Genomic DNA, 25,357 nt, shown 5'->3' with positions numbered 1-25,357 from the left:
AGGTCGGCAAAATGCGAGCGGTTGCCGAGTTTGATCCCCGGCAGAGAATATAATGCTGGGCGTGCAGGCCGTCCGGTGCTGTTGTGGCGATCTGCAGGCATCGATTTGAGGAGATCCCGTCTTGCCCAATCGTATACTCACTATTGTTGGCGCGCGTCCGCAGTTCGTCAAGGCAGCCATGGTATCCAGGGCGCTTTCGGCGTTCGGCGGCGTCGAAGAAGTGTTGGTACATACTGGCCAACACTACGACGACAACATGAGCAGTGTGTTTTTTCGGGAACTCGGAATTCGTGAACCCGACCTGAACCTGCAGATTGGGTCGGGCTCGCACGGAGCGCAGACGGGGCAAATGCTGGTAGCGATTGAGCGGGCGATCGTCGACGCTGACCCTCGGGCGGTTCTGGTGTACGGTGACACGAACTCCACTCTTGCCGGTGCGCTGGCGGCGGCGAAGCTCGGAGTGCCACTGCTGCACGTCGAAGCTGGATTGCGTTCCTTCAACCGGGCGATGCCGGAAGAGGTGAATCGGGTGGTCGCTGATACGTTGGCGAGCGTCTTGTACGCACCCACCTCTCGTGCTGTCGAGAACCTCGCGGCGGAGGGGATATTGGCGCCGAGGGTTCTTGAGGTTGGCGACGTGATGTACGATGCGGCGCTCTCGTTTAGGGAACGAGTCAGCCCATCGAGATACATCGCCGCTCCGTATGTGCTCGCCACGATCCACCGGGCTGAAAACACAGACGATCCCAGCCGGCTCTCAGCCATCTTGGATGCATTGCGAACGATCGCTCGTTCGTGTGCCGTCATCCTACCGCTCCATCCTCGCACCCGAGCTCGAATTGAAGGTAATCCGGCGCTGGTAGAGGGGATTCAGATTCTCAAGCCCGTCGGTTATCTGGAGATGTTACGATTAGAGCGCGATGCCGCTGTCATTCTGACTGACTCCGGCGGCGTGCAAAAAGAAGCGTTTTTCCAAGGAGTCCCCTGTGTGACGATACGGCGGGAGACGGAGTGGGTGGAACTTGTCGAAGCGGGTTGGAACCGGCTTGCCGATCCTGAGCGGTCAGATGCGATTGTCAGTGCTTACGAAGGGGCCCTACGCGATGCGTTGCCGGCCAAGATACCACTTTACGGCGATGGGGCTGCGGCGCAGAGGGTTGCTGGACATATCGCGGGAATCTCTCGGTAAGGCCCCGTCGAGCGCTTGCGCCGGCGGGCACCGCTTCTGCGAGCAGGACACTTGGCCGGAAGGTCGCCCCAGCGAGTTCCCGAACGGAGTATGGTAAGTTAAACTTGTCGTTGGACTTTCTACAGGATGTCAATCTTTATGCGACTGCAAACACTTAGTGTGATGGCGCTCGGACTGACCGTGTTATTCGTAGGCGCTTGTCGAAAGGACAAGTCGAACGGTGACGACGACGCCAAGCCGAAGCCTGTTGATGTGGAGGCATACAAGAGAAAGCAGGCGGCCTTTGCCGACTCGGTACTGCAGTCGGTGCCTAATGCGAAGAAAGTGGCCGAGAAGCTCGGGCAAAAATACGAGGTTGGGAGTGTGACGCTCCGCGATACCGTTGCGTTGTTGGCCCGTGACCCTAAACACGGCTGCTTTGAGCGGGGGAAGAAGTTCGATCCCTACCTCGCCGGCACGGTGAGTTTCTGGATTAATATGTCAGTCGTGGGGTCCGACGTCATTCGTGTCGAAGAGAGCACGTGGACGTCACGAGCGGGTGGGCTCGTGGATGAGTGCTTGCTTGAGGCGTCGAAGTCATGGAAGTTCTCTGCCGCATTCGGTGCACCAAATGCCTACATCGTACAGGTGCAGTTCCGCTGACTTGGGATCGTAGGGGGGCGGCGATCCCGCTCCCACCAAGCGTCGCTCTGTCTCGCTAGAGCAATATCCACTTTGGTGGCAGAAGCTCAGGCGCCCGCCAGAAGCTCCCACTATGAAGCCTGCGGGGGTGCGGAGCGATGACAACCTTGTCTTGTGCGCACCCCAGCCATGCCCCCCACCAACTGAACGTACTGTTTGCGATGACGAAGTGATGGCAGGCGCTCATAAGGAGGAGTTCCCTTACCCCGGTTGGATCTGACGCCGGAGTAGATGCAACGATGGTCCGCGCCTTCGGCAGGAAAGGAAGACGCGCCTTTGCCAGCTCAATGTCGTCAGAAAACAGGGCGTAGAGTGGCGACGAAAACTTCGTCTCACATAGCGCGACGGCCTGCTCGTAGTACGAGACCGGAATGTTCTCGAGGGAGTCCGGTAGGTGGTCCCCGAACCAGCGAAAGTGAACTGCGATCAGTGGCTGCGTCGAAGCGTTCGACGGCTCCGGAGCCCGGTTGCCCTCGTGTGGTGAAGGGAGCAACTCACGTTGAAACCCATGTCCAGTTGACGGCCGCAGCTCCGACCGCAGAATTCCTTCGATAGCCTGAAAATACCTCTCGCTTTGCCAATAGCCGTCGAGAGTGATCGTTCCGTCCGCCGGTAGTTCGAGGAAGCTTGGGTTCCAGCCTCTGTGATCCTCCACAACGTATCGCCGATGTTCGAACATGCTGCGCCTGGCGACCCAGCGCGCGGCGCGGCGTCGCCAATAGCCTAGGGGCTCCAAACGCTCGCCGGACGTTGCTGGACGGCCCGCAATATTGAACGCGCCCAATGCGAATGTGCGTTGATAGGTGTGATCGACGGCAAAGTCGGAAATGGTATCGAGCACTAACTCGGCATCATTTCGGATGGCGAGCGACCTACCCGCAGCGTAGCCGAAAAGTTGGTTGCCAAGGCCGCCACGTAGCCGAACAATGACTTTGCGTTTCATGCGCCGATTCTGTCCAAGGTCGGGAGCGGATTAGGGCGGTTGATGTGCACGGTGGAAACATTCTGTAAGTTCCAGTGTATCAACGGTATACGGCCCAGTCTAGGGGGCAATGACTGAGCGGCTTTTGGATGGTTGACTGCCTCGCGGAAACTCAGTACGTTCAAGCATTGAACATATACTAGGATACGTCCATTCCTTCCGATAGTACCCAGCTCGAGCTGATTCGACTCCTAGAAGCACATCCCGTGCATACGCAACGGCAGCTCTCGCAGCTGCTGGGCGTGAGCTTGGGGAAAGCAAATTACTGCCTTCGCGGGTTGATTGGCCGCGGCTTGGTCAAGGCCGAGAACTACCGCACAAGCCAGAATAAAGCAGCCTATCTGTACATCCTGACACCTAGCGGGATTGCCGCCAAGGGCGAGATGGCGCGGCGTTTTTTGGTTCGGAAGATGCACGAGTACGATGCGTTGACGGCAGAGCTGGAAGTGTTGCGTCGTGAGGCCGGAGAGTAGGAGATCAGCTAGATCGGCCCTTGCTGTTGTAACTGCTGTGATGAGCGTAACTTACGGGATGTTCGCACCGGTGTCGGTCTCTCACGCTCTGTGACTGACCATGCTGGCGTGTGCCCGGTACACAGGAGAGTGCGAGTCTCGATGGTCGCAAATGCAGTCGGTTGGTACGTGATTTGGGCCGCGCCGCGCGCGGAGAAGAAGGTGGCTTCGCGTATCGCAGCGCGGGGCGATCAGGTATGGCTTCCGACTTATACGACTAAGCGGCGTTGGAGTGACCGATGGAAGGAGGTCGTGTTGCCGCTGTTCCCGGGATATCTCTTCGCGAAGACGGCGAACGGTGGTTGGAGGGAATTGTTGCAGACTCCTGGGGTTCTGACGCTCGTAAAGCAGGGAGGCATTCCAGCGGTTCTACACGACGATTTTGTCGAGCAACTGCGTTCGATCGTCGCGGCTCCTGAGGGCCTACCCGAGCCCGTTGAGTCACTGCCTCTTGGCGTTTCCCCTGGAGATGAAGTAATCGTCCAAGAAGGGCCGCTGGCGGGCGCAAGAGGAAGTGTGGTTGAAGTTCGTGGTGCCAGACGACTGTTGATCTGGGTGGAAGCCATAGGCAAGGGGATGCTTTGCACCATTGGAATGGCGAAGGTGTTGCCCGCACATGACTGAGCGTCGCCGCACGCCGTTAGCTCGAATGATCGGGCTACTGGCACCGACTGAACAGCGGGCCCTCGTCCTCGTGGTGGTGTCAAGTTTTGTGACTGCCGTGTTCGAGACGTTAGGTGTCGCTTCCATTCTTCCGTTTATGGCCGTTGTGATGGATCCGACGGCAATCCAGCGCTATGGGCCCGTTGCTGATCTCCTCGTCTGGATAGGCGCGGACTCGCCGGCTCGTGCCACGATGCTCATCGGTGTCGCGACCATCGCTGTATTGGGATTGGGGAATGCGGCGACGGCGGTCAACGTCTGGGTGCAGCAACGCTTTCTCATGGGTGCGCGCACAGCGCTTTCGACGGAACTGTTCGGTGGTTATATGCGAATGCCCTATGCGTTTCATGTGGAACGTGATTCCGCGTCGCTCGTCAAGGTCATGTTTGACGATATCGAAGTGGCGCTGGGTAGTTTCCTGACGCCGTTGCTCCATGCCATTTCAAAGGGGCTGGTGGCGGTTCTGCTCCTTGGGCTCGTGGTCACGCGTGATCCAGTCGTGGCCTTTGCCACGTCTGTCTTGCTGGGTGGCAGCTATTTCATTGTGTATCGTTACGTGCGCGTCCGGCAAAGTCGGCACGGTCAGATCGTGAACGCGGCCTCGCTCGAGCGTCAGCGCATCGGCCTTGAGGGATTGGCGGGAGTCAAGGAACTGCGCGTGCTCGGTCGAGAGGATGAGCCAGTGCGACTGTTTCATCTCGCGTTCGATCGCTTCGGGAGGGCGCACGCGGCGAGCACGTTCATGACGCAGCTACCAAAATCTCTGATCGAAGTTGTCGCGTTCGGCGGCGTTGTCGCTATTACACTCGTGCTGCTCGCAGTCGGCGATGTGCGCACCGCTATTCCAACGTTGGCGCTGTACTCGCTGGCGGGCTACCGTCTGATGCCGGCGCTCCAGCAGCTCTACTCCACCGCGATCAGTCTTCGGTTCAACGAAGCCTCCGTGACGTCGCTTGAACGCGACCTTACTCGCGTGCGATCCCGCGACAATGGTGAGGAGCTTGACGGCGAGGCCGCGAGAGCGTTGCCGTTTGAGCGAGAACTTTCCGTTTCCGGCGTGACGTTCACGTACGCTAACGCGCCGCGCCCCGCCCTCCGCAATATCGAGTTAAAGATTTCCCGCAAGGAAAGCATCGGACTTGTCGGGCGAACGGGAGCGGGGAAAAGTACGCTCGCCGATCTCCTCCTCGGACTCTACGTGCCAGAGATTGGATCTATCTGCGTGGATGGCGTTGCGCTCAACGCGAAAAACGTGCGGTCGTGGCGCCGGTTCGTCGGGTATGTGCCGCAAAGCATCTTCTTGGCAAACGCCTCGGTGCGAGACAATATCGCGTTCGGTATCCGTGCCGATTTGATTGATGCCGAAGCGGTGTTCCGCGCCGCGCAGATGGCGCAGGCCGAGGAGTTTATTATCCAGCTCGCCAACGGATACGATACGATAGTTGGGGAGCGCGGGGTGCGTTTGTCCGGCGGCCAGCGCCAGCGTTTGGGCATCGCCCGCGCTCTGTATCGTAATCCGGCGGTGCTGGTGTTTGACGAAGCGACGAGCGCACTGGACGGCATGACGGAAGAAGCCGTGATGGACGCCGTTCGGGGGCTGTCGAAAGAGCGTACGGTGGTCCTCGTCGCGCACCGACTGCGCACGGTCGAAGCGTGCGACAGAATCGTGGTGCTTGATGCGGGCCGAATCGTAGCGGATGGCCCGTATGCTGATTTGGTGCACTCGTCGGTGGAGTTCCAATCTTTGCTTCGGCGGCCAGTATCTGTGGACGCTCACCCTCTCCAGGCCGTGTCTCCTGAGGCTATGTCGTGACTGAACCCTTCTCGCTCGATGGCGCGCACGTCCTTGTGACCGGTGGCACGGGCTCATTTGGCCAGCGGTTTTGCAAAACGGTGTTGGAACGGTTTCGGCCAGCCAGACTCATAGTGTTCAGTCGAGACGAGCTGAAGCAGTTCGACATGCAAAATGCTGAACCGTTTGCGCAGCACGCGGACATCATGCGCTATTTCATTGGCGACGTGCGAGACGAGGCGCGCCTTCGCAAGGCCATGGAGCGCGTGGATGTCGTGATTCACGCGGCGGCGCTCAAGCAGGTCCCCGCTGCCGAGTACAATCCTTTCGAGTGCATCAAGACGAATATTCTTGGTGCTCAGAATGTCGTGGAGGCCGCGCTCGGTAGCCCGAGTGTGCGGCGGGTGATCGCGCTCAGTACGGACAAGGCAGCCGCGCCGATTAACCTGTACGGCGCGAGCAAGCTTGCGTCGGACAAACTTTTCATTGCCGCCAACAACCATCGTGGTGATCGCGATATTCGTTTTAGTGTCGTGCGCTACGGTAACGTTCTCGGTAGCCGCGGCTCTGTCGTACCGTTCTTCTTGAAACGCCGTTCGTCTGGGGTGCTGCCGATTACCGACTCCGCGATGACGCGATTCAATATCACGCTGCAGGAAGGCGTGGATCTGGTTCTCGGAGCGCTGGGTCGATTGTGGGGTGGGGAGCTGTTCGTGCCAAAGATTCCGAGTTATCGAATCACGGACGTCGCACGAGCAATTGCGCCGAGTGCTACCCATCACGTAGTCGGCATTCGGCCAGGCGAAAAGCTGCACGAAGAGATGGTCACAAGCACGGATTCATTGGCCACGATCGAGTTTGCCGGCCACTTCGTGATACTCCCGTCGACGCCCCTGTGGGACGTTGAACAATTTGTTGCCGAGAGCGCTACGCAGGCCGGGTGGCGGTGCGCGCCAGGGTTCAGTTATAACAGCGCAAATAACGAGCGCTTCCTCTCGGTGGCTGAGTTGCGTGAACTTATTTCGCGCGAGTGTCAGGTGGAGTTGCCCCAGTGACCGAGCGGTTTATCCCGTACGGTAGACAAGAGATTGACGATGACGACGTCGCCGCTGTCATGGAGGTATTGCGCGGTGACTGGCTGACGACCGGTCCGACTGTCGCAAGGTTCGAAACGGCATTTGCTGAATATGTTGGCGCGGAAAACGCCATTGCAGTGTCAAGTGGAACTGCGGCATTGCACCTCTGTATGTTGGCCGCGGGGGTCGGCGTCGGCGACGAAGTTATCGTGCCCGCGTTGACGTTCGCGGCAAGCGCGAACTGCGTGCGCTACGTGGGTGGGACCGTGGTTTTCGCCGATGTGCGGCAGGATACGCTTACCATAGACACAGCACTTGTGGCTTCCCTGGTGACGCCTCGCACCAAAGCGATTGTCGCAGTCGACTACGCGGGGTTGCCATCCGATCTCGATGCCTTGCGCGCCATTTGTGATCGGCATGGACTTTTCCTAGTTGAGGACGCGTGCCATGCGCCGGGAGCTGAGTACCGGGGAAGGAAGGTTGGCGGCATCGCCGACTTGACAACGTTCAGTTTTCACCCGGTAAAACACTTCACCACGGCGGAAGGTGGCATGGTGACCGCCAACGATCCGAAACTGGCCGCCAAAATTCGCATACTTCGGAATCACGGCATCACGACGGATCACAGGCAACGTGAAGAGTTGGGTACTTGGGAATACGACCAGACCATGCTCGGCTTCAATTATCGACTGAGCGATCTTCAGAGCGCCCTTGGCCTGTCGCAATTGAAGCATGCATCGCGATGGCTTGGGCACCGTCGGGCGATAGCGTCGCGATATTCCGCGGGCCTGGCAGGGTTGCCCCTCTCACTTCCAGTTGTGCCTCCGGATCGCACGCACGCATATCACCTGTATCCTGTGCGACTCATCACGGATGGTCCGTCTGAAGCGCGTGCGGCTCTTTATGATGATTTGCGCCGACATAAAATAGGCGTCAACGTACATTATCGACCTGTCTACTGGCACTCTAGCTACGAATCGCTTGGTTATGCGCGAGGGCTCTGCCCAGTGACCGAGTCGGCGTACGCGTCATTGCTGTCCTTGCCGATGTGGCACGGGCTTACATCGCCCGACTGCGATCGCGTCATCGACTGCGTTCGTATAGCGTTGGGGCATTCGGGGTTGGTCGCGTGAAATCGAATCGAGCGATTGCCGTGATCACGGCCAGGGGAGGGAGCAAGCGAATACCGCGAAAGAACGTGCGCTTAATGTTTGGTGTGCCCCTAGTGGCGCGCGCGATTGGGCTCGTCTTGGAGTCGGAGCAATTTGATCGCATCGTGGTGTCGACCGATGACGACGAAATCGCTCGAGTCTCGGTCGCGGCCGGCGCGGAATACCTGTGGCGCAGGCCCCCTTCGCTCGCCGACGACCGCACCGGAACATCAGCCGTCATGGCCCATGCCGTCGAGGCTTGTGAGGCCGAGGGTGTGAGTGCACCGCTCATAGCGTGTGTTTATCCGGGAGCCGTCTTTGTGGCACCGGCAGATTATGCGAACGCCATTCGTGTACTTAGCGAGGACGAACGAATCGATTACGTTTTCACGGCGACCGATTTCCATCATCCCATACAGCGCGCCCTCCGCCAGCTTCCTGCGGGGGGCTGCGAGATGATAGCACCTCAGTTCGCTGCCAGTCGTACGCAGGATCTGGAACTCGCCTTTCACGACGCGGGGCAGTTCTATATCGGACGCCGCGAATCATGGTTGGCTGAAAAGCCCGTCTATACGGAACGAAGCCGAATGCACCTCATGCCGCATAGTCGAGTTCAAGACGTCGACTCGCTCGAAGATTGGGCCCGGGCAGAGGAGATCTTCAGGCTAACTGAAATGCGGCTCGTTCATCCGTCGGTCGTGACAAACGCGACTCCCGCCGCTTCTCGAGCAGTGGATCCAAAATGAACTTGCAAACAGAACGGGATGAAGTCTGAGCGGGGTTCTTCGGCGAAGGCTTGATCTCGCGCTGCGGGCACACTGCAGAGACGTCGGCATCTCATCTAGTATTTCTTCGTCTGATTGCTGGGCTAGGTCAGCGCGGTTCGTCGGTGAGTTGAGTTCGGAGCAGATATCGGCCTTGTTTATGTGCGATGGCAAGCTGATAGACCGTGAGGTGGATTCAATCGCCGCTACGTATCATGAACAATGGAGTCACCTGGAGGTCCTCGAGTGATCTACGAGATAGGCGAATCGTATTTTGTGAGACCATTGGAGGAAGCTGACCTCCTCGGATCGTACCCCACGTGGTTTCAGGATCAGGAGGTGTGCCGATACAACTCACACGGAAAATTCTGTCATCCGATTGAGTACTACCGGGACTATGTCGCTGCCAGTGCGCAGGAGCGTCGCATCGTTTGGGCTGTTTGCCACAAGCAGGACGGACACGTCGGGAATGTTAGTTTGCAAGACATTTCTGCTGTCAATCGTACGGCGGAGTTCGCCATCTTACTTGGCGACAAGCGCCACTGGGGTCAAGGGTTGGGACTCCTAGCTGGCCGCGTTTTATTGCATCACGGGTTCAGTAAAATTGACCTTTACCGGATTTACTGCTCTACTGCTTCGACTAATATCGGAATGCGAAAGCTTGCCGAGAAGTTGGGTATGACGCACGAAGGCACTCGACGCGGGCACATCTTCCTTGAGGGTGCGCGGGTAGACGTCGTTGATTTTGGTATTCAGCGTGACGAGTTCACGAGCGACCCGAGCTGATGCGCGCGATTGTATCGCACGATGCAGGCGGCGCTGAGGTGCTCAGTAGCTATGTGCGCGCGCACCCAGCTCCCTCGTGCTACGTGCTCGGCGGCCCAGCGCGTCAGGTGTTCGAGCGCAAGCTCGGTCCCCTGACGGTCTCTACGATTAGCGCCGCCTTGGAGACCTCCGACGAGTTACTATGCGGGACGGGTTGGCAGTCGACGCTCGAAATTGATGCCATCGCACACTTTCGAACTCGGGGCATGCGCACTGTTGCATTTCTCGATCACTGGGTGAACTACGCCGAGCGGTTCGTTCGAAATGGCCAGCTGTGTCTGCCGGACGAAATCTGGGTCGGTGATTCGGACGCTGAGCGTCTAGCGGTTGCCGCGTTCCCTAGTACCGTCGTACGGCTCGAGCCAAATCTGCATTTTCAAGAAGTACGACAAGAATTTCTCGCGATCGCTGGAGGCGGACCATTGCGGACGACAGGAACCTCTGTCCTCTATGTAACTGAACCAATCCGGGAACATGGGAAGTTGAAGTTCGGCGACGAACGCTACTTCGGGTACACGGAAGAGGATTCGTTACGCTACTTTCTGTCCAACTCGGCGGCCGTGGATCCGTGGATTTCAAGCATCACGATACGCTCGCATCCTGCGGAGTCGGCAGGCAAGTATCGCTGGGCCCTCACGGAATTCAGTCTGCCAATTGTAGAAGGTGGTTCTCGCGCGCTCGTATCAGAAATCGCTGATGCCGATATGGTCGTCGGATGCGAATCGATGGCGTTGGTGGTGGCGCTGCTGGGCGGCAAACGGGTAGTCAGCTGCATTCCGCCAGGAGGTCACCGCTGCGCGTTGCCCCACCGAGAGATTGAGCATCTTCAAGATCTATTGGTTACACACGGCTCCCCGCAGGGAGTCCGCGTATCCGAATGAGAGCGTCGATGTCATGGCTACAAGCGCTCGTCGGGCGTGTCCTTCCGAAAGGGCTATCGAGGTCGTTACGGCAGTTCAGGTCGCATAACGAGCGCCACTTCCGTTGGCCGGCTACGGCCCGTACGCGTAGACCGGAGGTGTTGTTTGAAGTGAACGCGATGCACTCCGCGCATATCGCGTATAGCTATCTGGCGAATGTTCTTTCGGAACGGTATGGGGCGCGCATTGTGGGGTACCTTCCCTCAGTGGCGCGGACGTGGCAAGGCGACCTGCGGCGTTGGGTCAAGCGTGCACTAAATTATGGCGAGTATGGGGCGTATGCGTCCTTTGGTACCACGGAATTGGTGGTGCCGACGCTCACCCGCAAGCAAGCGAAGAGTGCGGAGGCCCTTTTTACCAAGGTTTTCTCGAGCCTCCGAACGGCCCTCGAAGTTGAGGCGATTCAGGTTAATGGCGTGTGGATAGGGGATCTGGTATTCGATGCGTATCTGCGCGAGTTCAGCAAGCCGACGATCGTCACGTCATCTCCGGAGTTCGCACGTTCGCTTCGCGAGTCGATTGAATGTTACGTTTTTTGGGATGAGTACTTTACCTCACACGACGTTCGTGCGGTCAACGTCAGTCACTGTGTGTATAGGAACGCCATTCCGCTGCGCGTGGCAGTCAGCCGTAACATCCCCGCGTATCAAATCAACCTGACCCATGCGTACAGGTTGGACTCAAATCATTTGTTTGCTTACACCGATTTTCATTATTTTCGAAACCGGTTCGTAGCGCTGCCGTCTGAGGTGCGATCCGAAGGGGTGGTCGAGGCAAGGAAGCGGATAGATCGGCGCTTCTCAGGAGAAGTCGGCGTCGACATGTCCTACTCTACTAAATCGGCTTTCGGCTCGCGGAGCGCTGGGCGCCTGCTTCGAGAGTCCGGCCGGACAAAAGTACTGATTGCGGCGCACTGTTTCTTCGATAGTCCTCATTCCTATGGAAACAACCTTTTCCCCGACTTCTATCATTGGATGGAATTTCTGGGGCAGATGACAGATAACACTGACTATGACTGGTACATCAAGACCCACCCGGATTTTCTGCCGGGGAGCAGGAAAGTGGTGGAAGATTTCGTGGCGCGTTATCCTCGGCTGACGCTTCTTCCCGCGAGTTCCTCGCATCACCAAATCATTGAAGAGGGGCTGGACGTTGCGCTAACCGTCCACGGTACGATTGGATTTGAGTATGCGGCCCTCGGGGTAACCGTGATCAACGCCTCCCGGAACAATCCCCACATTGCCTACGATTTCAACGTGCACGCCGTGGATGTTGAACACTACCGGCAGCTGCTACTTCATCTCAACACGCTCTCTCACCCTGTCGACCTAGCTCAGGTGTACGAGTACTACTTTATGGCGTTCATCCACAACACGACCAATATCTTCCTACCCCACTACGATGATACGATCCGCCGTCTGGGCGGCTATGCGCGGCAGTTCACGCCGGCCGTTTACCGCGAATGGCTCGAACAATGGACGCCCGAACGTCATCAGGCGCTATTGGATTCATTGAGGGCTTTCGTTGAATCGGGCGACTTTCGCATGGACGAGCGGCACATCCGGTCGAGCGCCGGTATGACGCTGTCTCCAGCCAAGGCATGAGTGACGATCGTGAGCTGGAGAGCAAGTGCACGGCCGTCCCTGTCGTCTCTGTCGGCATGCCCGTATTCAATGGTGGTGATGCGCTCCATCGAGCGATTGATTCGATTCTGTCTCAAACGTTCACGGATTTCGAGTTGATCATTTCGGATAATCACTCGACCGACGGAACCGCAGATGTCTGTGCGGAGTACGCGGCGCGCGATCGGCGTGTGCGATACATCCGCCAGGCGCGCAACATTGGAGCGGTGGCTAACTTCGAGTTCGTGCGAACTCAGGCGCGCGGTAGATACTTCATGTGGGCGTCTGCCGACGACGTCCGATCCAGTGAGTTTCTATCGGAGAATGTAGTTTTTCTCGACATGAACCGGGACTACGTGGCGTCCACTAGTCCACACGTAATGGAAGGGCAGCCGGTGACTGCGGAGTTTCTCGTCACGTTCAACGCCGTTGGGACCGTCGAGGAGCGATTCTCGTCGTTTTTTGCTCCGGCCATCATTGGTGGACGGCGTTATAGAAACTGCTGGCGTTCCCATGGAATATTCTATTCCTTGACGCGGCGGGATGTCCTGCTGGACGCGCCTCCGCTTCGGCACTATCTGGCGCTGGACTGGGCTCATGACCTGTATTTGCTCAGTCGCGGCGGTGTACACAGGACCAGCAAGGGGCTCGCCGTGTTTGGTGCGGAGGGTCACAGTTCATCCGACACGATTTATCGGCAGTCGCGCACGCGATGGATCGAGTATTTACTTCCGTTCTTCCAGTTCAGTGCCTACGCCATGTCGTGTTCTTCTGCGTGGCCGCTTGGCGCGCGTTGGCGGTTGTTTATGGTACTGGCTGATCTGAATCTTCGAACGACCTATGGTCGCGTAGCGTCTCGGCTGCGGCGACTGCGCGCTGTGTCACTGGCTAGCGGCGACGGAGGAGTCACGCCATGAGTCTGCTTGGGAAAATGCGGTCGCGCCTCATACGAAACCATAGGCTGGAACGACTCGCGGAGCGGCAGCTGGTGCTGCAAGCGCGGGCCTGCGCGCAGCGTAATCGCACAAGCAGAAGATTGTCGGGACTGCACGACGCTGAGTTTTGCGCGTACTCGCAGTGGGGTGAGGACGGCATCATCGACTGGCTCGTGTCGCAGCTGCCATTCACTCCGACCAGCTTCGTCGAATTCGGCGCTGATGACTACCGCGAGTCAAACTCGCGGCTCCTTCTGCCCCTTCGAAACTGGAGGGGACTCGTAATCGACGGATCGGACGAGAATATCGCCGCGATTCGGGCAGACGACCTGTCGTGGCGGTACGACTTGCAGGCGATACGCGCTTTCGTGACGCGGGAAAACATCAATGGTCTTATCTCCGGTGCAGGGTTTCACGGAGACATCGGACTCCTGAGTGTGGACATCGACGGAAACGACTATTGGGTGTGGGAAGCCATCGACGTCGTAACACCGGCGATTGTCGTGTGCGAGTACAATGCGCTATTCGGCGACATTCAGTCCGTTACCGTACCGTACGCAGAGAACTTTCAGCGCACTCGAGCGCACTATTCAAACTTGTATTTTGGGGCGTCAATCCGAGCGCTTATTGTACTTGCTGCTCGAAAAGGCTACACCTGTGTCGGAACCAACATGCATGGGTGCAACGCGTTCTTTGTGCGTAACGACCTGGCGGCTCCAATCGTTGAATCATTGGACCATCGGTGGCTGTTTCCGTCGCGTTTTCGAGAGGGTCGGGATGCCTCAGGCCAGCTAAACTACGCCTCGGGACTGGCCCGGCAGGCCGCCATCGCGTCAATGCCGGTCGTGGACGTTCGAACGGAGGAGCAGGTGATTCTTGGCGCATTTAGGGAAACACTATCGCCAGAATGGAGAGCCGATTCGCCGGTCGTGCTCAACGTCGACGACGAGTCCGGTCTTTAGTTGGGTAATCGCCGGTCGGTATGGGACTGGCGTTGTTCCGTGCGTAGACAATGTGCGCTGCCATACATCACAGCACTGTTTGTGATCGTTTCTCACTCGATGAACGACCAATATCTCAAATAGATCGCATGCCAATGATGAATTATTTCGAAGAGTATTTCCGCGAGCTCGGTCAGCGACTGTCCGACGCGAACGCTGCTCAATTGCTGTCCCTGTGTGATGTTCTGAAAAGCTCGCGTGGTCGGAAGATCGTCGTGGTCGGCAATGGCGGGAGTGCCGCGATCGCGAGCCATGTCGCTGTCGACTTGACAAAGGCGGCCGGCCTGCGCGCAATGACGTTCAATGATGCGGATCTGATTACATGCTTCGGGAACGACTTCGGATACGAACAGTGGGTCGAGAAGGCGATCGATTACTACGGGGATGCCGGTGATGTGGGGGTGTTTGTTTCGAGCAGCGGACGGTCTCCCAACATTCTCAATGGTGCAAGGCGCGCGACAGAGAAAGGCCTACGTGTGGTGACGCTGTCGGGGTTCGACGCCGAGAATCCGTTGCGTACCGTCGGGGAGGTTAACCTCTGGGTCAACAGCCGCAACTACAACGTCGTTGAAACCACTCATCAGTCCTGGCTGATATCGGCGGTGGATCAGATTGCTGGCGTGGAGCCTGTCTCGTGACGCGACTACAGAATATTCTTGTGACCGGCGACAAGGGGTATATCGGGTCCGTGTTGACGACCGTGCTCGCGGAGCGGGGATTCACGGTCACGGGGTTGGACGCCGGGTACTACCGCGACTGTCTCGTGGATGTCGCCGCCGACACTTACAAGTCCGAGGCCGGTGATATTCGTGACATCACAACAGCATCGCTTCGGGGGGTGGACGCGATCATCCACCTCGCGGCGCTGTCCAATGATCCGCTTGGGGAGTTTTCGCCGGATCTCACGGCCGCTATTAACCTGCGCGGAACTCTCCGGCTCGCGTCTGCGGCACGGGAGGCCGGTGTAAAGCGTTTCGTGTACGCGTCATCGCAGAGCATGTACGGGATCTCGACGACGGATGCGGAACTCGACGAAGATGACAGTGAGAAGAACGCCATTACAACTTACGCGAAGACCAAGTGGCAGGCAGAACTGGCCCTGAAGGCGATGGCCACGCCGGAGTTTACGGTGGTGTGCTTTCGTCCCTCTACAGTGTTCGGTGCGAGTCCACGCCTTCGCTGTGACATTGTGTTCAACAGCATGGTGGCCTGCGCGTACACCACGGGGCGTGTCGAGATCAAGAGCGACGGCACACCGTGGCGACCGGTTGTGCACGTGCGCGATGTTAGTTCGGCGTTCATCGCAGGGCTCGAAGCACCTGTGTCGCTCGTGGGCGGGCGTTCGTACAACGTGGGAATTCCGGACGGCAACTTCACCGTGCGCGATTTGGCGGAGGCGGCTAGGCGCGTGACGCCTGGCAGTGAAATCGTTTACACGGGCGAGCACGGTGGTGATGCGCGCTCATATCGAGTGAGTTTTGCGCGCATCCTGACCGAACTCAAGGAATGGTATCGCCCCGAATGGACGCTCGATCGCGGAGGGGCCGACCTTGTGGCGATGTTTAAGCGCACCGGGTTTGCGGCCGAACAATTTCGCGGCGCGGCGACGAACCGACTCACCCAGCTGAAACAACTGAGAGGCGGTGGTGCGCTCGACGCCGAACTTCGCTGGACATGACGGGCCCACTTTCCAGTACGATCGACCGCTGCCGCGTGTGCGCCAGCCGTCGCATCGAAACGATACTGAATCTCGGCAATCAACCCCTCGCCAATAGTCTTCGTAGCAGTCTCGACGAGGAGTTGCAGCGTTTCCCGCTAATCATTTGCCGGTGCGGCGAATGCGGAACGGTGCAACTAACGGAAACCGTCGCACCGGAGGTGTTGTTCAAACACTACGTGTGGGTCACGGGAACATCCGAAGGGGCACGCCGGTATGCTGCGGTTTTCGCGAGCCGCATTGTCGCGCGCGTCCGCCCGGGCCGGTTGCGGGTCGTGGAGGTCGCAAGCAACGACGGCACGTTCCTCAAGCCGTTTCTCGCTCGAGGCGATCAGGTGCTGGGGGTTGATCCTGCGCAGAATATAGCGGCAATGGCTGAGGCCGACGGCGTGACCACCCGGGCCGAGTTTTTCGGGCTGGCTGTGGCGCGCGATATCGTCGCTCGCCAGGGCGAAGCCGACGTGGTGTTTGCCCGAAACGTCATTCCCCACGTCGCGAACGCGAATGATGTGGTGGCTGGCATGGCGCACTGTCTGCAGGCCGACGGAACGGGTGCGATCGAATTTCATCGCGCCGATATTATTCTGCGGGAACTCCACTACGATTCGATCTATCACGAGCACTTGTACTTTCATTCGTTACACAGCATCGGGAGGATGCTCGCGCGGCACGGTTTGCGCCCGTTCGACGTCGCGACGAGCCCGATCAGCGGCGGTTCGTACGTGGTGTTCTTTTCTAAAAAGGAAAGGGAGCAAAGTGCGGAGTTCCGCTCCGCAATGCGCGAGGAAGATGTGCTGGGGGTTGGCGACGCTGCGCCGTGGCTGGAGTTCGCGCGTCGCTGCGAGCGGCATCGCATCCAGCTCCGGGCCATGGTTGCTGCGCAGCGCGAGGCAGGGAAGCGGATTATCGGTTACGGCGCCTCAGCGCGCAGCGCGACGATGCTCAATTATTGCGGGATTGATCACACACTGCTCGATGCAGTGGCCGACCGCTCGGAGTTGAAACATGATCTGTACACTCCCGGGACGGACATTCTTATTGTGCCGCCCGAACGTGCGTTTGCCATAAAGCCGGACTCGGTGTTGTTGCTAGCGTGGAACTTCCGCGAGGAGATTCTTACGCAAGTCAGGGACGAGCATTCGTGGACGGGCGAGGTGATTGTACCGTTGCCGGGCGACCCTCAACTGTTGACGTTCGCATGAAGTTCACTGAACTGGGTTTGGCCGGTGTTTGGCTGATCGAACCGGAGTTGTTCCGCGACGAGCGGGGTGCATTTCGACGCACGTACTGTTCGGCGGAGTTTGCCGCACATGGCCTTGCCGCGGACGCGGTGCAGGGTAACGTATCGGAAAATCCGCACGAGGGAACTTTGCGGGGCTTCCACTTTCAAGCTGCGCCGTTTGGGGAGGCGAAGACCCTCACGTGCTTCACGGGATCGTTATTCGACATCGTGCTTGACTTGCGGCCGGAGTCGCAGACGTTCCGACAGTGGATATCTGTAGAAGTTTCCTCATCTGACCGCCGGATGCTCCATGTGCCGGCTGGCTGCGCAAATGCTTGGCTGACCACCGCGCCGGACACCTTGGTGCACTACTACATGAGCGCTGCCTACCGCTCGGATGCTGATCGCGGTTTGCGGTACAATGACCCCGCGTTCGGTTTTCGATGGCCTCGAGAACCGATTATCATCTCAAGGCGAGATGCGAATTTTCCGAATTTTGATCCTTCGTCGCTCATCTCCGACTAAACCCAGTGCGCATATTGCTGACAGGGGGGCGTGGTTTTCTCGGACGGCGGCTCCTCCCGCTACTCACCGGCCATGATGTGATGAGCCTGGTGCGGACCGCGGGCGAGAGCAATGCGCAAAATGTGCGCGAAGTGACTGGGGATATCACGCTCGATGGAAACTGGCAGGCAGAGGTCGCGGAATTTGCGCCCGACTGGTGTTTTCACTTGGCTTGGTCTGGCCTTCCCGATTATTCGCTGGCCAACTGTCGGACGAACGTGGACGCCAGCATCGGACTGCTCGAGGCGCTGGTACAGGCGAAAGTCGCGCGCGTTATTGTGGCGGGGAGTTGCTGGGAGTACGGACGCGCGTCAGGCGCCGTGCGCGAGGACGCGCTGCCCATCGACTACGGCGTGTTTGCGGCCGCCAAGCATGCATGTCGTGCCTTGCTCGACGCGACGTCGCGCGAAGTTGGGTTCGAATACCGCTGGGCTCGCGTTTTCTTTGCATACGGCCCCGGGCAGCGGACCAGTTCGCTTGTGCCCCACTTACGTGCCGCCGCTCGTGCTGGGCAGTTGCCGGACCTACGCACACCAGGGGCCGTGCAGGATTTTGTGCATGTCGATGACGTGGCCCGCGGTCTATTTATGCTCGCTCAGTGCGATGCACCATCAGGCGTGTTCAATATTGGCAGCGGTCATCCGTCGACAGCAGATGAGATTGCGGACCTCGTGGAACGCTACTACGGCCTTACATCATCCCGAACGACTGTCGTGCCGGGATCCGGTTTCTGGGCGGATTCAACTCGCATTACAGCCGCTACGGGCTGGCGCCCGGAAATCGGTTTGAACGAGGGATTGGCCTCCACGCTTCGCGAGATGGATGCGACGCATTGAGTAGGCCAGAGCAGGCAGTCATTTTGTGCGGTGGGCTGGGGACGCGGCTGCGTCCGCTCACCAGTACCATTCCGAAACCGATGGCGCCCGTAAATGGCCGGCCGTTTCTCTCGTATCTCGTGCAACAGTTGAAGGATCAGGGAGTCCGCCGGGTGCTGCTCCTCACCGGCTACCTCGGCGAGACGATTCAACAATTCTTCGGCGATGGGACGGCGTTCGGCGTCGAGATAACGTACTCGAAGGGCCCAACGGAGTGGGAAACCGGCCGCCGCCTCTGCGAAGCGAAGGCAGCGCTCGACGCGACGTTCCTGTTGCTTTACGCGGACAACTATGCGCCGTTTCGATTAGAACGGCTTGCGGAGTTCCACCGGTTGCAGAGCGCGGCGATCACACTGAGCGTGCAGCCTAGCGAACGGCCGAACATACGAATGACTGCCGCCGGGCGCGTCGATCGCTATGATGCGAGTCGAACGGCGCCAGGCCTCGAATTTGTCGAGATCGGCTACATGATAGTGGAGCGCGATGCGGTGGTCGGTTTTCTGGATGTTCAGGATGTCAGTTTGTCGACCGCGCTACACCGTTTGGCAGCGGCCGGCAACGTCTTCGGCTTGGTTAGTCGAGATCCCTACCACAGTATTTCGGATATGGATCGACTGCGGCTAACCGAGCGGTACCTCGCGCCCAAACGAATCGTTCTAATGGACCGTGACGGAACTATCAACGCCCGCCCCGGGCGCGCCGAATACGTGAGACGATGGGCGGATTTTCGTTGGCTCGAATCGACCGTCGAGGCCATGCAGCGGTTGGCGGCTCACGGATTCAGGTTCATCGTTCTGTCAAATCAGGCCGGGATCGCGCGGGGCGCGGTTGAGGCGAGCGCCGTGGCAGAGATCAACGCCCATATGTGTGAGGCGCTGAGAGAGCGGGGCGTCGATGTCCTCGCCACGTACGTATGTCCTCACCACTGGGACGCTGGGTGCGAATGCCGAAAGCCAGCGCCGGGCCTTTTTTTTCAGGCTTCACAAGCGCACCAAATTCGACTCGATCGTACTATTTATATCGGCGACGATCCACGGGACAGCCAAGCGGCGTTCAATGCCTGTTGCAGCAGTGTGCTCATTGGACCTGACCGCCATGGCGCCGACGGAAGGATGGATCAGCCGGACCGTGTCGCCGAATCCATGTTAGAGATAGAGGGTTGGATTATTGCACGATACGAAGCGTGGGAGTCGATGCCTTGATTGGGAGCCAGCGCCGCGCTACTGCGGTGCGTCACGGGCACATTGCCCAAACTCACTACGAGTACTGTCGCATGCCAAGAGCCGCCAAGCTTCCTCGAGCTGTTACCACCATCACTCCGCAACGTGTGAGTTTTGCTGGTGGCGGAACTGACCTTCCTGGGGTGTTTAGTGTGCATGGAGGGGCCGTGATCAGCGCCACTATTGACAAGTACATCTATGTTACCGTGAAAAGACACAGCCCGCTATTCAACGAAGCGTACCGTCTAAACTACTCGACGACGGAACATGTGCAGTCGCTCGATGCGATTGAAAACGATGTGGCACGAGAGTGCCTCCGATTGGTACACGTGGAGCCGCCCCTCCAAATTGCGACCGCAGCGGACGTACCTGCGTCGTCAGGACTCGGATCCTCAAGCAGTTTCGCTGTTGGACTACTTTACGCGCTACATGCGATGCGGGGCGAGGACGTCTCCGCTGGTCAACTCGCTGAAGAGGCGTGTCATGTCGAGATTGACGTGTTAAAACGACCGATTGGAAAGCAAGATCAGTACGCCGCCGCCTTTGGGGGATTGAATTATATCACCTTTCAGGCGAACGGCCGCGTGCAACTTGAGCATATTTGGCTCGCTGGAAACGGAGCCGAGGCGTTGTTCCAAAGCAGTATGTTGTTTTGGACTGGGACGCAGCGCGAGGCAGGGGCGGTTCTAGCGGAGCAACAGTCGCGCATCGCCGTTACGGGCGACACTCTTATCAGAATGCGCGATCAGGCCACGGAATGCCGAGATATCCTGCAGCAATATCCCAACGATCCAGAGCGGTTGGGCGCACTGATCGACTCGGGATGGCGTGCCAAGAGAAGTTTGGCAAGTACGATTAGCTCTTCGCAAATCGATGTCTATTACGAGCGGGCTCTCGCTGCTGGCGCCTTTGGCGGGAAGATCACAGGCGCCGGCGGCGGCGGCTTCCTTTATTTAGTGGTGCCGCCAGAACGGCAAGGCGCCGTTCGCGCGGCACTCCCGGAAATGGTTGACATTAGCGTCAGCTATGAGCCGAGGGGAGCGCGCCTACTTTCTCGTGTTCCGGAATGATAACCCCTGACGTGTCAATTCCACACGCACTTGAAAATCGACAGCTGAAAGGCAATGAGGTCGAGCTGCTGAATACGGTGTGCGCTCCGGTCGTAGAGTCTGGAGTACATTCCATCTGCAAGGCCAGTCGCATTAGTTCTCCGCCACGCTCAGTTCGCACGCAAGTACCGGATGACTCGACGCCGATTAGAGCCCCCGCAGGTAGCGATTCCCCAAAGGTGTCATGCGCTGTGCAATTAGTCCGGCGCGGGAAGGCGAAAGACAATTGGTCACGGTCGCGGCAGCCCTATGTACACTGATACTCGGACCATCCTCATTACCGGCGCTAGTCGCGGAATTGGAATGGCGCTCTGCGACCAGTTTCTCGATGCTGGCCACAGGGTCATCGCGTGCCATCGCAGGCTGGGTAGCGCTGACGCCGTTGAACTGTCCCAGGCTCGCACAGAGCGCCTTGTCGTGCTCGAGCTCGACGTCACTGCGCCGGAGAGTGTGTTGCGCCTCGTCGGCGAGCTCGAGAGGCGAGAAATTCACGCTATCGATGTACTAATCAACAATGCGGGTGTCCTGACGAACCGATCAGGCGGACTTCTGACCACGACTGACGCCGAGGTGCTCGAATGTTTCGACGTCAACGTGCTGGGCACCGTGCGCGTGACGCGTGCGCTTATTCCACTCCTACTGAATTCGCCGAGGGGAACAATTGCAAACATCGGATCACGTGCCGCGTCGCTTGCGCTGACGACCGCCGCGGCGGACCAGTACGGGTACCGGATGTCCAAATGCGCGCTGAACATGCTCACGCGGCTTATCTGCCTCGAATTCCCGTCGCTCGTCGCGACGGCTATTCACCCTGGCTGGATTAAGACTGACATTGGCGGTCCCCATGCCTCGCTCGAGCTCAACGATGTTGTCCCGATTCTCGGGAATCTGATTCTGGCGCTCAGGCTAGAGCAATCCGGCAAGTTTCTGACTCACTCAGGTGACCACATTCCATGGTGATGCTCTCCAGAATTTTCCCCGTGTCATGTTTCACCGACCTTGTGGATCTTTTTGCGCCCTAGTCGATGCCGGTGGATAGCCTCGAGCGGCATGACACGCAGGATATGGCGCTACACGCAGCGGCAGGTGACCTCGATTTTCGATTCTCAATCGCCGCGCGTTCACTTTCGTCTCTGCGTTCGACCCCTCACGGATGGAATATACATTCGTGGATTGCGAAAGCTCGCAGCAGCCTTCGCCAGCCGTGGGGAAACGGATTCGCGAGATGGTGGGCGGGTCGCGACCCGATTTGACCTGGAAGAACGGAAGGTTGTTGAGATCGACTGTGGCGACGGAGACTATCTGCGGCACTCGTCGACGCACGCGGACTTCGGCGGGTGCGGCTTCGCCCTAGTCTGTCTCCGTTCGCAACGTCTGATCAGCAGGAATCATCCTGATACACAGCTTTTTCGATCCAGAGTCATTCGGCCGACCGGCCGACCTCTTCATTCTATGGCACGTCGTCGATCCGTAGGCGGATCCGACGGCGTGTCGCCGGGAACTTCGCGCAACGGTCGAGGCGGTATTAATGAAGTGGCGTGCTGCGAGTGAATTGTCCGGCGCTGGTCGCTGATGGCGTTCTCCCGCGAGACTGTAGCTACTTTACGGCGCATGCGCTGGGCCAGAACCTGGGGGAACTTGGTTTCGAACATGTTGTGACCAAGGGTTCCTTGGATAACGAGTACCTCGACTTGGGAACAGTTACGAATGTCTCAGTTAGTTGAAGCTCCATTTGCGCGGAAGCATTCGGCGCCTGCCGAAAGCTCCGTTGTTGTTGTGGGGAACGTGCGAAATTGCGGAAAATGGATCGCAAAAACCATTGAGGAGTTGCGAGCGGCACTTTCCTGTTTTAAGGATATTCAGTGGCTTCTTGTTGAGTCTGACAGTGATGACGATTCTCGGGTACAGTTAGCCAGGCTTGCGAAACGCATCGATCGGTTCGAGGTTCGACATCTTGGTACGCTTCGAGATCGCATTCCGCTTCGAACTGAACGTTTGGCATATTGCCGCAACACGTACCTGAGCGAGATCAAGGCGGCTCCGCGATACAGCGGAGTGGATTACGTTTTGGTCGTTGATCTGGATGGCCTGACTGGCGCGCTGACCTCAGCTGGACTCGCGTCGTGCTGGGAGCGCGACGACTGGGATGTTTGCGGTGCGAATCAGCGTGGTCCGTATTACGACATTTGGACGCTGAGGCATCCGTTTTGGTCCCCGAATGATTGCTGGGAGCAGGTTCGTGTTATGACTGCATTTGGCGTTTCGAAGGAGGAGGCGGAATCTGCTGCAGTCTATTCACGAATGGTGGAGATTCCCGAAGCTGCAGCCTGGATTGAGGTTGAGTCCGCGTTTGGCGGTTTGGCGGTTTACCGACGAGACGCGATTGTGCGAGGGTCGTACGGCGGACTCTCGTCCCAAGGTGAAGAGGTCTCAGACCACATTGCGTTGCATCAAGAGCTACGTGATCTGGGGTACCGTATATTCATCAATCCTCGTTTGGTTAACTTCGTCAGCGACCGCTCGCCGGATCAGGACACGCCATGGCAGCGCGTGCAGCGCAATGTGAGAGACGGGATCAAAGCTGGCTTGCGGCGGCTCGTTGGTGAAGACGGCTTGACGCGTATCACGCTCCTGCTCCGTCGCGTGCGCGGGTAGCGTAGCGCTACAGTCAATTACGATACAGACTATCTCCGTGAAGGGCTTGAGGTTTTCGAGCGCGGTGCCTCAGACTTGAGCGGCATTACTGGAGTGTTCATGGATTCCAAGAGCAGCGTTGTGGTGTGTGGTGCCGGTGGTTTTATTGGTGGCGCGCTGGTTGCTGAACTACGGAAACGAGGGTTCCGGAAGCTTCGCGCTGTGGACCGAAAACCAGCCTCGGAGTGGTATCAGCAATTCGATGACGTAGAAAATCTCACACTCGACTTGCAGTTCCGCGACGACGCGTTGACTGCCCTGAAAGGTGCGGACGTTTGCTTCAACCTCGCCGCCGACATGGGTGGCATGGGCTTTATCGAGAACAATAAAGCGCTCTGCATGTTGAGCGTGCTCATTAACACACACTTGCTTGAGGCGTGCCGGGCCGTCGGTGTCGAGAAGTACTTCTTTGCGTCGAGCGCCTGTGTGTATGCCGGCTATAAGCAGCGAGAAAGTACGATCCCAGGGCTCAAGGAAGAGGATGCGTATCCGGCTGATCCTGAAGATGGATACGGCTGGGAAAAACTCTTTGGTGAGCGGATGTGTCGCCACTTTAGCGAGGATTTCGGCATCACGTGCAGAGTCGCCCGCTTCCATAATGTCTACGGGCCGTACGGTACGTACGACGGTGGCCGAGAGAAGGCGCCGGCTGCGATTTGCCGAAAAGTGATCGCGTCTCAGCTCGCCGGTGACAACAGCATCGAGATCTGGGGTGATGGGGGGCAGACCAGATCCTTTATGTACATCGATGATTGTATCGAAGGCATTTTGCGGCTGATGGACAGTGACGTTGATGAACCCATCAACGTGGGGAGCGATGAGATGGTTTCGATCAATCAGCTCGTCGACACCGTCGAAGCGATTGCAGGGGTGAAGCTCAAGCGATCGTATCGTCTCGACGCTCCGAAGGGGGTTCGGGGTCGCTCCAGCGACAATGCTCTCATCCGGGCCCGACTCGGGTGGGCACCCAGCATTTCGCTGCGTGACGGAATGCATCGGACCTTCGACTGGATTCAATCCCAAATGAGTCAGGATCCCCCGGGTACCGCCGGCTCGCGATAGAGGGTTGGCTCAGGCCATACAGCTTCGCATTAGTGTTGCGATCTGTTAGAATTGTTGAGTGGTTGGCTGCTCATTTTTGACTCGGTAGCTCAGTATGGTAGAGCAACCGACTTTTAATCCGATAGGGCCATCTTGTAAAATGTTGCAAGGCAAGAACTTGCAAGAACACGCCTAATAACATTAGGAACTTATTTAGGTTTTGACCGTTTTGGGCTAGGTGGTCCCTTGGGTCCTCTAAGGGGTAGATTGCCCCTTAGAACGGATTGAGGAGCTTCCAGACGTGGTTTGGATGGTCCGTCCCGATAGCTCAATTGGTTAGAGCAACGCACTTTTAATGCGTAGGTTCTGAGTTCGATTCTCAGTCGGGACATTTAGCAGAGAGGGGCCCTGCCACATTGAGCGGGGTCCTTTTTGTATTCAAACTGGGCGATCGGTTCGCTTCGACGGTCAGCATAATGCTGGGGAACCGTGACAAGCGGCTGTCATCCTCCTGACATCCCCTCAGGACATTCTATGGAGACCCCGACGCCGGGGTCTCCATTTTGTTTTCGTCCCTCGTCCGGACCCCGTACAGGCGCCCATTCCACCAACGCGCCGCCCTGCTCGGCGCCGCCATTTTCTCCTTGGCCAGTGCCGCCTCAGCCCAGACCGCGGCCGGCTATCACGTGGTCAAAAAGATCCCCGTCGGCGGGGAGGGCGGGTGGGACTACGCCCTCGTAGACCCCGTGGCGCGCCGGCTCTATGTGTCGCACGCCAGCAAGGCGGTGGTGATTGACCTCGA

24 protein-coding genes and 1 tRNA gene are annotated in these 25,357 nt (G+C 58.2%); 24 read left to right on the top strand and 1 reads right to left on the bottom strand.

The genetic code is table 11. From position 1 onward, the window contains the following. Positions 1-121 precede the first annotated feature (121 nt). Positions 122-1,189, top strand: a complete 1,068-nt coding sequence (wecB, locus tag NTZ43_02560) for a UDP-N-acetylglucosamine 2-epimerase (non-hydrolyzing) (GenBank protein MCX5766093.1) — start codon at positions 122-124, stop codon at positions 1,187-1,189. A 138-nt stretch (positions 1,190-1,327) separates the two neighbouring features. After that, positions 1,328-1,831, top strand: coding sequence for a hypothetical protein (locus NTZ43_02555; GenBank protein MCX5766092.1), 504 nt, complete (start codon positions 1,328-1,330; stop codon positions 1,829-1,831). A 55-nt stretch (positions 1,832-1,886) separates the two neighbouring features. Here the strand turns inward: NTZ43_02555 and NTZ43_02550 are convergent, their stop codons facing one another. After that, positions 1,887-2,813 (bottom strand): alpha-1,2-fucosyltransferase, encoded by a 927-nt coding sequence (locus NTZ43_02550; GenBank protein MCX5766091.1) that lies wholly within the window; start codon positions 2,811-2,813, stop codon positions 1,887-1,889. 191 nt (positions 2,814-3,004) lie between these two features. Here NTZ43_02550 and NTZ43_02545 point away from each other — a divergent pair, with 191 nt between their 5' ends. The 22 genes from NTZ43_02545 (at position 3,005) to NTZ43_02440 (ending at position 24,946) form a co-directional block, all read left to right on the top strand. Then, a complete protein-coding gene (locus NTZ43_02545) occupies positions 3,005-3,325 on the top strand; it encodes a MarR family EPS-associated transcriptional regulator (protein MCX5766090.1) in 321 nt (106 codons plus the stop codon). Between the two features lie 141 nt (positions 3,326-3,466). Further along, positions 3,467-3,988 (top strand): hypothetical protein, encoded by a 522-nt coding sequence (locus NTZ43_02540; GenBank protein ID MCX5766089.1) that lies wholly within the window; start codon positions 3,467-3,469, stop codon positions 3,986-3,988. Next, positions 3,981-5,840: an ABC transporter ATP-binding protein gene (locus tag NTZ43_02535; GenBank protein MCX5766088.1), complete on the top strand. Its 1,860-nt coding sequence runs from the start codon at positions 3,981-3,983 to the stop codon at positions 5,838-5,840. The genes NTZ43_02540 and NTZ43_02535 overlap by 8 nt, the downstream gene beginning before the upstream one ends. Beyond that, positions 5,837-6,874 carry a UDP-N-acetylglucosamine 4,6-dehydratase (inverting) gene (gene pseB, locus NTZ43_02530; GenBank protein MCX5766087.1) on the top strand — a complete coding sequence of 346 codons (1,038 nt, stop codon included), beginning with the start codon at positions 5,837-5,839 and terminating at the stop codon, positions 6,872-6,874. The genes NTZ43_02535 and pseB overlap by 4 nt, the downstream gene beginning before the upstream one ends. After that, positions 6,871-8,028 carry a UDP-4-amino-4,6-dideoxy-N-acetyl-beta-L-altrosamine transaminase gene (gene pseC / locus NTZ43_02525; protein ID MCX5766086.1) on the top strand — a complete coding sequence of 386 codons (1,158 nt, stop codon included), beginning with the start codon at positions 6,871-6,873 and terminating at the stop codon, positions 8,026-8,028. Before pseB ends, pseC begins: the two co-directional genes overlap by 4 nt. Then, positions 8,025-8,792, top strand: a complete 768-nt coding sequence (gene pseF / locus NTZ43_02520) for a pseudaminic acid cytidylyltransferase (protein ID MCX5766085.1) — start codon at positions 8,025-8,027, stop codon at positions 8,790-8,792. The genes pseC and pseF overlap by 4 nt, the downstream gene beginning before the upstream one ends. A gap of 240 nt (positions 8,793-9,032) precedes the next feature. Beyond that, positions 9,033-9,596, top strand: a complete 564-nt coding sequence (locus NTZ43_02515) for a GNAT family N-acetyltransferase (protein MCX5766084.1) — start codon at positions 9,033-9,035, stop codon at positions 9,594-9,596. Further along, complete coding sequence (locus tag NTZ43_02510) at positions 9,596-10,516, top strand: hypothetical protein (GenBank protein ID MCX5766083.1); 921 nt, start codon at positions 9,596-9,598, stop codon at positions 10,514-10,516. Before NTZ43_02515 ends, NTZ43_02510 begins: the two co-directional genes overlap by 1 nt. Positions 10,517-10,653: 137 nt before the next feature. Then, positions 10,654-12,159, top strand: coding sequence for a hypothetical protein (locus tag NTZ43_02505; GenBank protein ID MCX5766082.1), 1,506 nt, complete (start codon positions 10,654-10,656; stop codon positions 12,157-12,159). Beyond that, a complete protein-coding gene (locus NTZ43_02500; GenBank protein ID MCX5766081.1) occupies positions 12,156-13,094 on the top strand; it encodes a glycosyltransferase family A protein in 939 nt (312 codons plus the stop codon). The genes NTZ43_02505 and NTZ43_02500 overlap by 4 nt, the downstream gene beginning before the upstream one ends. After that, positions 13,091-14,074: a hypothetical protein gene (locus NTZ43_02495; protein MCX5766080.1), complete on the top strand. Its 984-nt coding sequence runs from the start codon at positions 13,091-13,093 to the stop codon at positions 14,072-14,074. The genes NTZ43_02500 and NTZ43_02495 overlap by 4 nt, the downstream gene beginning before the upstream one ends. 134 nt (positions 14,075-14,208) lie before the next feature. Then, positions 14,209-14,751 (top strand): SIS domain-containing protein, encoded by a 543-nt coding sequence (locus NTZ43_02490; protein ID MCX5766079.1) that lies wholly within the window; start codon positions 14,209-14,211, stop codon positions 14,749-14,751. Beyond that, complete coding sequence (locus tag NTZ43_02485) at positions 14,748-15,791, top strand: NAD(P)-dependent oxidoreductase (protein MCX5766078.1); 1,044 nt, start codon at positions 14,748-14,750, stop codon at positions 15,789-15,791. The genes NTZ43_02490 and NTZ43_02485 overlap by 4 nt, the downstream gene beginning before the upstream one ends. Further along, positions 15,788-17,032 (top strand): class I SAM-dependent methyltransferase, encoded by a 1,245-nt coding sequence (locus NTZ43_02480; protein MCX5766077.1) that lies wholly within the window; start codon positions 15,788-15,790, stop codon positions 17,030-17,032. Before NTZ43_02485 ends, NTZ43_02480 begins: the two co-directional genes overlap by 4 nt. After that, on the top strand, positions 17,029-17,577 hold the full coding sequence (locus NTZ43_02475; protein MCX5766076.1) for a dTDP-4-dehydrorhamnose 3,5-epimerase family protein: 549 nt from the start codon (positions 17,029-17,031) through the stop codon (positions 17,575-17,577). Before NTZ43_02480 ends, NTZ43_02475 begins: the two co-directional genes overlap by 4 nt. A 5-nt stretch (positions 17,578-17,582) precedes the next feature. Further along, on the top strand, positions 17,583-18,452 hold the full coding sequence (locus tag NTZ43_02470; GenBank protein ID MCX5766075.1) for an NAD(P)-dependent oxidoreductase: 870 nt from the start codon (positions 17,583-17,585) through the stop codon (positions 18,450-18,452). A gap of 23 nt (positions 18,453-18,475) precedes the next feature. Beyond that, positions 18,476-19,693 (top strand): HAD-IIIA family hydrolase, encoded by a 1,218-nt coding sequence (locus NTZ43_02465; protein ID MCX5766074.1) that lies wholly within the window; start codon positions 18,476-18,478, stop codon positions 19,691-19,693. Between the two features lie 185 nt (positions 19,694-19,878). Beyond that, positions 19,879-20,781 carry a GHMP kinase gene (locus NTZ43_02460; GenBank protein MCX5766073.1) on the top strand — a complete coding sequence of 301 codons (903 nt, stop codon included), beginning with the start codon at positions 19,879-19,881 and terminating at the stop codon, positions 20,779-20,781. Between the two features lie 288 nt (positions 20,782-21,069). After that, a complete protein-coding gene (locus NTZ43_02455; protein MCX5766072.1) occupies positions 21,070-21,780 on the top strand; it encodes an SDR family NAD(P)-dependent oxidoreductase in 711 nt (236 codons plus the stop codon). Positions 21,781-22,527: 747 nt separating this feature from the next. Further along, the gene (locus NTZ43_02450; protein ID MCX5766071.1) at positions 22,528-23,475 is read left to right on the top strand and encodes a hypothetical protein; all 948 of its coding nucleotides are present in this window, start codon (positions 22,528-22,530) and stop codon (positions 23,473-23,475) included. Between the two features lie 99 nt (positions 23,476-23,574). Next, positions 23,575-24,576: an NAD-dependent epimerase/dehydratase family protein gene (locus NTZ43_02445; protein MCX5766070.1), complete on the top strand. Its 1,002-nt coding sequence runs from the start codon at positions 23,575-23,577 to the stop codon at positions 24,574-24,576. 296 nt (positions 24,577-24,872) lie between these two features. After that, positions 24,873-24,946: transfer RNA gene (locus NTZ43_02440), tRNA-Lys, on the top strand. Positions 24,947-25,357 lie beyond the last annotated feature (411 nt).

It is taken from the genome of Gemmatimonadota bacterium (genome assembly GCA_026387915.1).
Taxonomy (GTDB): domain Bacteria; phylum Gemmatimonadota; class Gemmatimonadetes; order Gemmatimonadales; family Gemmatimonadaceae; genus Fen-1231.
Note: the sequence above shows the minus strand (reverse complement) of the source record. Positions and strands in the feature narration are given on the sequence as shown.

What these genes read in the sequence shown, in the direction of transcription:
- NTZ43_02555 (MCX5766092.1), top strand. Translation starts at nt 1,328, where the DNA reads ATGCGACTGCAAACACTTAGTGTGATGGCGCTCGGACTGACCGTGTTA.
- NTZ43_02550 (MCX5766091.1), bottom strand. Translation starts at nt 2,813, where the DNA reads ATGAAACGCAAAGTCATTGTTCGGCTACGTGGCGGCCTTGGCAACCAA.
- NTZ43_02540 (MCX5766089.1), top strand. Translation starts at nt 3,467, where the DNA reads ATGGTCGCAAATGCAGTCGGTTGGTACGTGATTTGGGCCGCGCCGCGC.
- NTZ43_02535 (MCX5766088.1), top strand. Translation starts at nt 3,981, where the DNA reads ATGACTGAGCGTCGCCGCACGCCGTTAGCTCGAATGATCGGGCTACTG.
- NTZ43_02515 (MCX5766084.1), top strand. Translation starts at nt 9,033, where the DNA reads ATGGAGTCACCTGGAGGTCCTCGAGTGATCTACGAGATAGGCGAATCG.
- NTZ43_02510 (MCX5766083.1), top strand. Translation starts at nt 9,596, where the DNA reads ATGCGCGCGATTGTATCGCACGATGCAGGCGGCGCTGAGGTGCTCAGT.
- NTZ43_02500 (MCX5766081.1), top strand. Translation starts at nt 12,156, where the DNA reads ATGAGTGACGATCGTGAGCTGGAGAGCAAGTGCACGGCCGTCCCTGTC.
- NTZ43_02495 (MCX5766080.1), top strand. Translation starts at nt 13,091, where the DNA reads ATGAGTCTGCTTGGGAAAATGCGGTCGCGCCTCATACGAAACCATAGG.
- NTZ43_02490 (MCX5766079.1), top strand. Translation starts at nt 14,209, where the DNA reads ATGATGAATTATTTCGAAGAGTATTTCCGCGAGCTCGGTCAGCGACTG.
- NTZ43_02480 (MCX5766077.1), top strand. Translation starts at nt 15,788, where the DNA reads ATGACGGGCCCACTTTCCAGTACGATCGACCGCTGCCGCGTGTGCGCC.
- NTZ43_02475 (MCX5766076.1), top strand. Translation starts at nt 17,029, where the DNA reads ATGAAGTTCACTGAACTGGGTTTGGCCGGTGTTTGGCTGATCGAACCG.
- NTZ43_02455 (MCX5766072.1), top strand. Translation starts at nt 21,070, where the DNA reads ATGTACACTGATACTCGGACCATCCTCATTACCGGCGCTAGTCGCGGA.
- NTZ43_02450 (MCX5766071.1), top strand. Translation starts at nt 22,528, where the DNA reads ATGTCTCAGTTAGTTGAAGCTCCATTTGCGCGGAAGCATTCGGCGCCT.
- NTZ43_02445 (MCX5766070.1), top strand. Translation starts at nt 23,575, where the DNA reads ATGGATTCCAAGAGCAGCGTTGTGGTGTGTGGTGCCGGTGGTTTTATT.